Origin of the sequence: Curtobacterium sp. LFS084, assembly GCF_047977705.1 — a bacterium.
In the GTDB taxonomy this organism is placed as follows: Bacteria; Actinomycetota; Actinomycetes; order Actinomycetales; family Microbacteriaceae; genus Curtobacterium.
In genome coordinates, this window is sequence record NZ_JBFPFM010000063.1 from 1 (window position 1) to 10,211 (window position 10,211).

Sequence of the window (10,211 nt, forward strand, 5' to 3'; positions counted from 1 at the left end):
CGCGGGGGGGCCCGGGGGGGGGGCGCCCCCCGCGCCGGGGGGGGGGGGGGGGGCCGCCCGGCCGCCCCCCCCCCCCGCCTCCAGGCCCTCACCCTGCGCGCGGGGCGCGCCCCGAGACTCGGGCCTGCGGACGGAACTCGCGCTCCGGCGCCGCGAAACTGTCCGCCGAGCCGAGACTCGGCACCCCGCCGACCACGCGCGGCGCACCCGGCGCGCGCGGCGCACCCGGGCGCACCCGGCGCGCCCGGGCCACGCACGCGCCCCGTGGGTACGGTGGCGGCATGAGTGACGAACGCATCGAGTCCCAGTGGTGGTTCAACGAGAAGACGCACGCCGTCGAGCAGGGCCCGCAGTCGCCGCAGCGCGACCGCATCGGCCCGTTCGACACGCGTGAGGAGGCGCAACACGCCCTGGACCGCATCAAGGCGAACAACGAGCGTTGGGACGACGAAGACCAATAGGCTGAGACTCCCAGCTGGACCAGCTGCACCACGGAAAGGGCGTCAATGGACAAGCAGACGGACTTCGTGCTCCGCACCATCGAGGAGCGGGGCATCAAGTTCATCCGACTCTGGTTCACGGACGTCATCGGGACCCTCAAGTCGGTCGCGATCGCCCCGGCCGAGGTCGAGGGCGCCTTCGCCGAGGGCATCGGGTTCGACGGGTCCGCGATCGAGGGCCTCACCCGCTCCTACGAGGCGGACGTCCTGGCGCACCCGGACCCGTCGACGTTCCAGATCCTCCCGTGGCGCGGCGAGATCGACCCGACCGCGCGGATGTTCTGCGACATCACGACGCCGGACGGGCAGCCCGCCGTCGCCGACCCGCGCAACGTGCTGAAGCGCACGCTGGCGAAGGCGAGCGAGCGCGGCTTCACGTTCTACACGCACCCCGAAATCGAGTTCTACCTGCTGAAGAGCCGCGACTGGAAGGACGGCGGCCCCCAGCCCGTCGACCGCGCCGGCTACTTCGACAACGTCCCCGGGGGCAGCGCGCACGACTTCCGTCGCCGGTCGGTCCGGATGCTCGAGGACCTCGGCATCTCGGTGGAGTTCTCCCACCACGAGGCCGGCCCCGGGCAGAACGAGATCGACCTCCGCTACGCCGACGCGCTGACGATGGCCGACAACATCATGACCTTCCGCACGGTCGTGAAGGAGGTCGCGATCGAGCAGGGCGTCTACGCCACCTTCATGCCGAAGCCGCTCTCCGGGCAGCCGGGCTCGGGCATGCACACGCACGTGTCGCTGTTCGAGGGCGACCAGAACGCGTTCTACGAGGCGGGCGGCCAGTACCAGCTGTCCGACACGGCGAAGCACTTCATCGCCGGTGTCCTCAAGCACGCTCCCGAGATCACCGCGGTCACGAACCAGTTCGTGAACTCGTACAAGCGACTCTGGGGCGGTGACGAGGCCCCGTCGTTCGTGACCTGGGGCCACAACAACCGCTCGGCGCTCGTGCGCGTCCCGCTGTACAAGCCGAACAAGGGCCAGTCCGCCCGCATCGAGTACCGCGGCATCGACTCGGCGGCGAACCCGTACCTGGCGTACTCGCTGCTGCTCGCCGCCGGGCTCAAGGGCATCGACGAGGGCTACGAGCTCCCGCCCGAGGCCGAGGACAACGTCTGGAGCCTGTCCGACTCCGAGCGGCGCGCGCTCGGGTACAGCCAGCTCCCGGCGAGCCTCGACCACGCCCTGAGCCTCATGGAGGACTCGGAGCTCGTGGCCGAGACGCTCGGCGAGCAGGTCTTCAACTTCGTGCTGCTGAACAAGCGGCAGGAGTGGAAGGCCTACCGCGACCAGGTCACGCCGTTCGAGCTCGACACCAACCTCGGCGCGCTCTGACGGCACCGGGAGCGCGCACCAGATGACCGGTCGGACGACGACGTCGCGTTCCGAGTTGGCCCGGTTGGGCTTCGCGGAGCTGTCGGAGAGCCTCGAACGCATCGCCGACCTGGAGGCGCGGTTCGGCCCCGACCTGCCGGTGCCGGTGAGCGCCGCCCCGGCCCTCTGGGAGTCCACCGCCGATCCGGACGGCGCGCTCCGTGCACTCGAGCGGCTGCTCGAGCGCGCGCCGGACGAACTGCGCCCCGTCCTCGCGGACGAGGCCGCGGCCGAGCGCCTCGTCCGGCTGCTCGGCGCGTCGGTCGGGCTCGGCGAGTTCCTGCACCGGCGTCCGGCCGAGATCGACCTGCTGCTCGCCCCGGTGACGGCGCCGTGGTCGCAGGAGGCCTACACCGCGTCGCTGCTCGCGGCGATCGACGGCGCCACCGGTGAGGACGCGCGGCTCCGGCTGCGCGTGCGCTACCGCCGGCACCTCGCCCAGATCGCCCTCTTCGACGTCCTGAACGCCGCGCCGACCGAGGCGTTCCCCGCGGTCGCGGCCGGGCTCGCCGACCTCGCGGGCGCCGCCCTCGAGGCCGCGGTGGACGTCGCCCGGCGCGAGGTCCCGTTCCCGGCGGCCGACGTCGCCGCGACGCCGCTCGCCGTCATCGCGATGGGCAAGGCCGGGGCGCGCGAGCTGAACTACGTCAGCGACGTCGACGTCATCTTCGTGACCGAGCCGACCCGTGACGACGAGGCCGACACCGGCGTCGGCACCGACCGGGCCGTGCTCATCGCGACCCGGCTGGCCATCGCGGCGACCCACGCGATCACCGACCTCGCGGCCGAGCCGGCGCTCTGGGAGGTCGACGCGAACCTCCGTCCGGAGGGCAAGGACGGCGCGCTCGTCCGGACCCTCGACTCGCACGTGGCGTACTACGAGCGGTGGGCGAAGGAGTGGGAGTTCCAGGCCCTGTTGAAGGCGCGGCCGATCGCCGGCTCCGTCGACCTGGGGGAGCGCTACGCCCAGGCGGTCGCCGGGTTCGTGTGGACGTCCGCGCAGCGCCCGGGGTTCGTCGAGTCCGTGCAGCGCATGCGCCAGCGGGTGACGGACAACATCCCCGACGACGAGGTCGACCGGCAGCTCAAGCTCGGCCCCGGCGGGCTCCGCGACGTCGAGTTCACCGTGCAGCTCCTCCAACTCGTGCACGGCCGCGACGACGAGACCGTGCGGGTCCGGTCCACGCTCGAGGCGATGGACGCCCTCACCGCCGCGGGCTACGTCGGTCGCCCCGAGGCCGCGCGGTTCGGCCCGGACTACGCCCTGCTCCGCCTGCTCGAGCACCGTATCCAGCTGCGCCGTCTGCAGCGCACCCACCTGATGCCCTCCGACGAGGAGGAGCTCCGCGTCCTGGCGCGCTCGAGCGGCCTCGCCCGGTCGGCATCGGCGCTCGAGACCCGGTGGCGGGCCGTGAAGCTCGAGGTCCGCGGACTCCACGAGCGCCTGTTCTACCGACCGCTGCTGTCGGCGGTGGCCGCGAGCGACGGCGACATCGTGCTGACGAGCGACCAGGCCGTCGACCGCCTCGGCGCGATCGGCTTCGCGGACCCGGCGGGCGCGCTCAGCCACATCCGCGCGCTGACCCAGGGGACGAGCCGTCGCGCCGCGATCCAGCGCAACCTCCTGCCCGTGCTCCTGCGGTGGATGGCCGAGGGGCCGGCACCCGACCGGGCGCTCCTGGCCTTCCGCCGGCTGAGCGACACCCTGGGGGAGTCGAGCTGGTTCCTCCGCATGCTCCGCGACTCGTCCGGTGCGGCGCACTCGCTCACGACGGTGCTGTCCGAGTCGGCCTTCCTGTCCGGTCTGCTCGAGCGCTTCCCCGAGGCCGTCGCCTGGCTCGACGAACCCGAGACGCTACTGCGGCCCCGCCCGGTCGAGTCGCTGCTCGCCGAGGTCAGCGCGACGACCGCCCGGCACGGCGACGACGTCGACGGCGCCGCGGCACTGGTGCGGTCCGCCCGCCGTCGTGAGACCCTCCGTCTCGGCATGGCGGCGGTGCTCGGGCACCTCGACGTGGACGCCCTCGGGCCCGCGCTCAGCGACGTCACCGAGTCCACCCTCGCCGGCGCCCTCGTGCTGGCACGGCGGGACGCCCCGGCCGGGCTCGAGTTCGGCGTCATCGCGATGGGACGGTACGGCGGGCGCGAGCTCGGGTTCGGTTCCGACGCCGACGTGCTCTACGTCTACCGCGCGCCCGAGGACGTCCCCTCGGAGCAGGCCTCGCGGGCGGCGCAGACCATCGTGCGGGAACTCGGGCGGCTCACCGATGACGCCATCCACCCGCTCGACCTCGACATCGACCTGCGTCCAGAGGGCAAGAACGGTCCCGTGGTCCGCACGCTCGACTCCTACGGCGCCTACTACGCCCGCTGGTCGCTCACGTGGGAGGCGCAGGCGCTGCTCAGAGCTCGGGGTGCGGTGGGGGACGCGCAGCTCCTCCGTGACTTCGAGCACCTGGCCGACCGGACGCGGTACCCGGACCGCATCGACGACCAGCAGGTCCGCGAGGTCCGACGCATCAAGGCCCGCGTCGAGTCCGAGCGGCTCCCGCGCGGTGCGGACCCGGCACGCCACCTCAAGCTCGGACGCGGTTCACTGAGCGACGTGGAGTGGTTCGTCCAGCTCCTGCAGCTCCAGCACGCGCTGACGATCCCCGGCCTCCGGACGACCTCGACGCTCGAGGCCCTCGACGCCGCACGCGACGCCGGGCTCGTGGCACCCGAGGACGCCGAGCGGCTCGGGGCAGCGTGGCGGTTCGCGTCGCGGACCCGGAGCGCGCTCGTCCTCTGGTCGGGCAAGACGACCGACGTGCTGCCCGTCGACCGTGTGCAGCTCGAGGGCATCGCCCGGCTCATGGAGTACCCGCCGGGGTCGGCGTCGGAGCTCGAGGACGACTACCTCGGGATCACCCGTCGGGCCCGTCAGGTCTTCGAGCGCGAGTTCTACGGCGCCTGACCCCGGTCGCGACACGCCCGGGGCGACGTGTTTCGCAGTGAGTTGACACGTCCTCGGAAGTGAATTCCCCGTAACGCGCAGCGTCCCCCGTTCGACATCTCCGTGTACCCCGGGGCACAGGTGGCCGCCCGTCGTTACCTCGTCGTGATCGTTCGCCGTCGGGTGTCGGGGAGGCGTGCCGGAGCCACGCGGTGACGCGCCCGGCGACCATGCTCTGAACGGGGCTTTCCTGCGGTGGTGCGCCGCGCCTCCCGGAACCTGCTCGTGCTCGTGACGGCCATCCGGCACCGCTTCCGGTCCACCGGAGTGCTGTCAGCACCAGTGCGGACAGGATCTTCCCACCGCGAGGGGGACCGACGTGTACCCCGTAACACGCTCGTAACGCCCCCGGACGGGGGCCGCGTTGCGCGTGCGGTCACGGTTCTGCATCAATGGGGTCACCCGAACCGACCCTGATTCCCCGATGAAGCGGAATCTCCACCTCGAACGTTGAAGCAGGGATCGATGTTCACCTTCATTCTGCAGATCAGGCAGATGGTCGAAGGGCATCCCGAGTTCTACCTGTTCGCCGTGTACTCCGCGGTGATCTGGTTGCTCTGGTTGCTCAAGGTCGTCCTGTCCGCCCGCTACCGCCCCTTCACCGGCACCTACACCGGTACCACCAGCGTCGTCGTCCCCGTCGTGGACGAACCGCTCGACCTCTTCCGGGACGTCATCGGCCGCATGGTCGAGCAGGGTCCCGGCGAGATCATCGTCGTCATCAACGGCGCGAAGAACGAGGCCCTCGAGATGGTCTGCGACGAGTTCGCCCCGCTCGTCCGCTGGACCCACACGCCCATCCCGGGCAAGCGCAACGCCGTCAAGGTCGGGACCGAGATGTCGAACGGCGACATCACGATCCTCGTCGACTCCGACACCGTCTGGACGCCGGGCACGCTCCCCGAGCTGCTCAAGCCGTTCGCGGACGCGTCCGTCGGCGGCGTCACGACCCGGCAGCGCATCCTCGAGCCGACCCGCAGCTGGATCACCCGCTGGGCGGACTGGCTGGAGAACTCCCGCGCGCTCTACTCGATGCCCGCGCAGAGCGTGCTCGGCCAGATCGGCTGCCTGCCCGGGCGCACGATCGCCTTCCGCCGCGACATCCTCGTGCGGGTCATGGACCGCTTCATGCACGAGAAGTTCATGGGCGTCTTCCTCGAGGTGTCGGACGACCGGACCCTGACGAACCTCACGCTCAAGGAGGGGTACCGGACCGTCTACCAGTACACGTCGCTGGTCTACACGGACGCCCCGCTCCAGGTGAAGAAGCTCTTCAAGCAGCAGCTCCGCTGGGCCCGTGGATCGCAGTACAACACGCTCCGGATGCTCCCGTGGATGCTCGGCCACGCGCCGATCCTCGCGGTGTTCTTCCTGACCGACATCATCCTGCCGTTCATGCTCTTCGGCGTGATCGCCGGCTGGATCTACCGCGCGTTCACCGGGCAGGGCGAGAACCTGTACCAGGGGATCCTGCAGCAGTACGGCTTCTCGACCGGGTTCGTCTACGTGGCCGCGCTCATGGTCGTCTCGTCGGTGCTCAGCATGGCGATCCGGCAGATGCGGCACCTCGCCGAGAAGCCGAGCGACTTCTTCCGGCTGCCGATGTTCATCATCGTCTCGACGTTCTTCCTCATGCCGATCCGGCTCATCGGCTTCTTCCGCCTGGCGCACGCGTCCGGCTGGGGGACCCGCGCCGGCGCCTACGCCGGTGGCCCGATGGAGGAGGACCCGGCTGACGCCGTGCAGCCGCAGGCCATCGCCACGCAGACGCCGGTCAGCCCGGTCGACGCGGCGCGGTACACCGACGACCAGGCAGCGGCCGACCGGGCGTTCGACGAGATCTTCGGCGCCGGGGCCAGCGCCCGTCGGACCGGGTTCGACCCGGGTGCCGACGCGACGACCAACTCCACCGCGACGGTCCTCGCCACCCGCCGGGACCGCGAGGGTGTCGCCGCACCGGCTGCCGCGCGCGCCGCCCGGCCGACGAAGGTCCGCCGGTACAACCCGTACGCCGCGATCCCGTACCTGATCGGCTTCGCGATCTTCGCCCTGGAGGCCTTCCTCATTGTCTGACCTCATCCGCTCCTCAGGTGCCTGGTGGGCCCAGTCCAGCAAGCACGCACGGCTCACCGCGGTCGGCACCACCGCCATCGTCCTCGTCCTCGGCCTCATCACCTGGAACGTCTGGGTCTCCCCGGCCGGCTCGGTGTCGACCGCGGTCCACCAGGCGCTCGGGGTGACGCCGCCGAAGAAGAAGATCTCGGCCGCGGAGCTCCAGCAGCAGCTCACGGCAGCGCAGGAGAAGATCTGGGCGCTCGAGGGCAAGCTCGACTCGTCGACGGCGCAGGCCGGGTCGCGTGCCGACCAGATCGCCTCGCTCAAGGCGCAGATCGCGTCGCTCCAGTCCGACCTCGGTTCGGCGAAGGCGGCGGGCTCCGGGTCCGGGTCGGACTCCGCCTCCGGCGGGTCCGGTTCGGGGTCCACCGGTTCCGGTGGCTCCGGGTCGGGCTCCGGTTCCTCCGGGTCCGGCGGCTCGGGTGGGTCCGGGTCCGGCGGCTCCGGATCCGGCGGGTCGGGCTCCGGTTCCGGCTCCGGCTCCGGCTCGGGCGGCGTGACGAACCCGAACCCCGGCCCCTCGACCGACCCGACGACGACGCCGATCAGCACGCCCACCAAGGCGGAGATCCTCGGCCAGCAGTCCCGCTGGTACGGCCTCTACACGGCGCAGTCACCCTTCAACTGGTCCGAGTACGACCAGGTCTCGAAGGAGGTCGGCAAGGCCACGAACATGGTCGGCTTCTTCCAGGGCTTCGACCAGGACTTCAACGCCAACGCGGTCCAGCGCTCGTGGGCGAACGGACGCCTGCCGATGATGACGTGGGAGTCCGTGCCGGCAAAGACCGGCAACGACCAGCCCTACGTCCCCGGGTACACGAACGAGGACATCATCTCGGGCAAGTTCGACGCCTACCTCACGCAGTACGCGCAGGCGCTCAAGGCGAACGGCATGCCGCTCGTCATCCGCTTCGACCACGAGATGAACGGCCAGTGGTACAACTGGTCCGAATCGTCGAAGCAGCAGAACGCCGCCGGCTCGTACACCGCGATGTGGAAGCACGTCTGGCAGGTGTTCCAGGACAACGGCGCGAACCAGTACGCGATCTGGGACTGGTCGCCGTCCCGCATCGACAAGCTCGGCAACACGAAGTACCAGACGCTCGAGTACCTGCAGAACTACTACCCGGGTGCCGAGTACGTGGACTGGGTCGGCATGAGCGGCTACTACCGTGACGCCTCCGAGCAGCCGACGTTCGAGAACACGTTCGGGGCCACGCTCGCCCAGATCCGGCAGGTCGCACCCGACAAGAACATCGTGCTCAACGAGATCGGCGCGACCGAGACCGGTGGCAGCGTGTCCGACTCGCAGAAGTCGCGCTGGATCACCTCGCTCTTCGACGCCCTCGCGGACCCCGCGAACGACGACGTCATCGGCTTCGCGTACTTCAGCGAGACCGCGACGACCATCGTCGACGGCACCCGCACGACCAACGACTGGCGCCTCGACTCCCGATCGGACAGCCTCCAGGCCTTCGCCGACGGCATCAAGCGCACCGACATCGACTACGACCTGCAGGAGGTCAAGCAATGACCGCTCAGAAGAAGACCGCGGACTCCCGTCCCGCCCCCGTCATCAGCGTCATCGGCACCGGCTACCTCGGCGCCACCCACGCGGCCGCCATGGCCGAGATGGGCTTCGAGACCATCGGCGTGGACGTCGACCCGGCGAAGCTCGCGGCCCTGTCGGCCGGCGAGGTCCCCTTCTACGAGCCCGGCTTGCCGGAGCTCATCACGAAGCACGTCGCCAGCGGCAAGCTCCGGTTCACGGCCTCCCTGCCCGAGGCGGTCGCCGCGGCCGACGTCCACTTCGTGTGCGTCGGGACCCCGCAGCGCGCCGGGTCGCACGCCGCCAACCTGACCTACGTCGAGAACGCAACGCGCGGCGTCGCCGAGCACCTGACGCACCCCGGCCTGATCGTCGGCAAGTCCACGGTCCCGGTCGGCACCGCCGAGCGGCTCCGCGGGATCGTCCGCGAGTTCACGCCGTCCGGGATCGACGCCGAGCTCATCTGGAACCCCGAGTTCCTCCGCGAGGGCAAGGCCGTCGACGACACCCTGCACCCGGACCGGCTGGTCTGGGGCGGTGCCTCGGCCGCGGCCGACGCCGTCATCCGCGAGGTCTACGCGGCACCCATCGCCGAGGGCACCCCGGTCATCACGACCGACCTCGCCACGGCGGAGCTCGTCAAGGTCAGCGCCAACGCCTTCCTCGCCACGAAGATCTCGTTCATCAACGCGATCTCGGAGATGTGCGCGATCACCGGCGCGGACGTCTCGACCCTGGCGGACGCCCTCGGGCACGACGCCCGCATCGGCCGGAAGTTCCTGAACGCCGGCCTCGGCTTCGGTGGCGGCTGCCTGCCGAAGGACATCCGCGCGCTCATGCACCGCGCGAACGAACTCGGTGCCGGTCGCGTCGTGGGCCTCATGCAGCAGGTCGACGAGATCAACATGGGCCAGCGCGAGCGCGTCATCGACATGACGATCGACGCCCTCGGCGGCTCCGTGCTGAACCGCCGGGTCGCCGTCGTCGGGGCCGCCTTCAAGCCCCTCACCGACGACGTCCGGGACTCGCCGGCGCTCAACGTCGCCGCCGCGCTGCACCTCCGCGGCGCCCAGGTGACGCTCTGGGACCCGGAGGCGATGGAGACCGCCCGCCGCTCCTTCCCGACGCTCACGTACTCGTCGTCGATGACCGGTGCGATCGAGGACGCGGACGTCGTGCTCATCCTCACCGAGTGGGACGAGGTCATCGCCGCCGACCCGGCCGAGCTCGGCTCGATCGTCGGGCGTCGCACGGTGATCGACGCCCGCAACTGCCTCCCGGTCGCCGACTGGGTCAAGGCGGGTTGGACCGTCCGTTCCCTGGGACGGCCCACTCCGGTCACGGGTGCACCCGTGAGCGTCGCCGCGGGGACGAACGACGCGGTGGCCACCGCGCGGTAGTCGTCGGACGCGAAGCGGGGTCCGTGCCGGGGCGGCACGGGCCCCGTTCCCGTGCGCCCGGCGCCGGTGTCCCGGGGGCCGACGGTCCCTGGCGTACCTGGTGGGATCGGGCGTACCCGGTCGGATCGGCGTACCTAGTGGAATCGGGCGTACCTGGCGGTTCTTTCCGACCAGGTACGCCCGATCCTGTCCGGCATCGCGGGTGCTGTGGGAAGGAACGTACCGGGCGAGCCGCCTGGAGGCGCGGTGCCGGTCCGGCGGGCCGGCAC

The 10,211-nt window shown here is 71.1% G+C and carries 6 protein-coding genes; all 6 read left to right on the forward strand.

All coding sequences use genetic code 11. The features are described from left to right. Positions 1–281 precede the first annotated feature (281 nt). Positions 282–461, forward strand: a complete 180-nt coding sequence (locus ACNQOV_RS17700) for an SPOR domain-containing protein (protein ID WP_022906735.1) — start codon at positions 282–284, stop codon at positions 459–461. A gap of 45 nt (positions 462–506) precedes the next feature. Next, positions 507–1,844, forward strand: coding sequence for a type I glutamate--ammonia ligase (glnA, locus tag ACNQOV_RS17705; RefSeq protein WP_402262460.1), 1,338 nt, complete (start codon positions 507–509; stop codon positions 1,842–1,844). Between the two features lie 22 nt (positions 1,845–1,866). Then, positions 1,867–4,839, forward strand: a complete 2,973-nt coding sequence (locus tag ACNQOV_RS17710; protein ID WP_402262462.1) for a bifunctional [glutamine synthetase] adenylyltransferase/[glutamine synthetase]-adenylyl-L-tyrosine phosphorylase — start codon at positions 1,867–1,869, stop codon at positions 4,837–4,839. A 504-nt stretch (positions 4,840–5,343) separates the two neighbouring features. After that, positions 5,344–6,951: a glycosyltransferase family 2 protein gene (locus ACNQOV_RS17715; RefSeq protein WP_416396199.1), complete on the forward strand. Its 1,608-nt coding sequence runs from the start codon at positions 5,344–5,346 to the stop codon at positions 6,949–6,951. After that, positions 6,944–8,527: a glycosyl hydrolase gene (locus ACNQOV_RS17720; RefSeq protein WP_416396201.1), complete on the forward strand. Its 1,584-nt coding sequence runs from the start codon at positions 6,944–6,946 to the stop codon at positions 8,525–8,527. The genes ACNQOV_RS17715 and ACNQOV_RS17720 overlap by 8 nt, the downstream gene beginning before the upstream one ends. Further along, positions 8,524–9,942 (forward strand): UDP-glucose dehydrogenase family protein, encoded by a 1,419-nt coding sequence (locus ACNQOV_RS17725; RefSeq protein ID WP_416396203.1) that lies wholly within the window; start codon positions 8,524–8,526, stop codon positions 9,940–9,942. The genes ACNQOV_RS17720 and ACNQOV_RS17725 overlap by 4 nt, the downstream gene beginning before the upstream one ends. The last annotated feature ends 269 nt before the right edge of the window (positions 9,943–10,211 follow it).

Coding starts and splice junctions, on each gene's coding strand:
- ACNQOV_RS17700 (WP_022906735.1), top strand. CDS start 282: ATGAGTGACGAACGCATCGAGTCCCAGTGGTGGTTCAACGAGAAGACG.
- glnA (WP_402262460.1), top strand. CDS start 507: ATGGACAAGCAGACGGACTTCGTGCTCCGCACCATCGAGGAGCGGGGC.
- ACNQOV_RS17710 (WP_402262462.1), top strand. CDS start 1,867: ATGACCGGTCGGACGACGACGTCGCGTTCCGAGTTGGCCCGGTTGGGC.
- ACNQOV_RS17715 (WP_416396199.1), top strand. CDS start 5,344: ATGTTCACCTTCATTCTGCAGATCAGGCAGATGGTCGAAGGGCATCCC.
- ACNQOV_RS17725 (WP_416396203.1), top strand. CDS start 8,524: ATGACCGCTCAGAAGAAGACCGCGGACTCCCGTCCCGCCCCCGTCATC.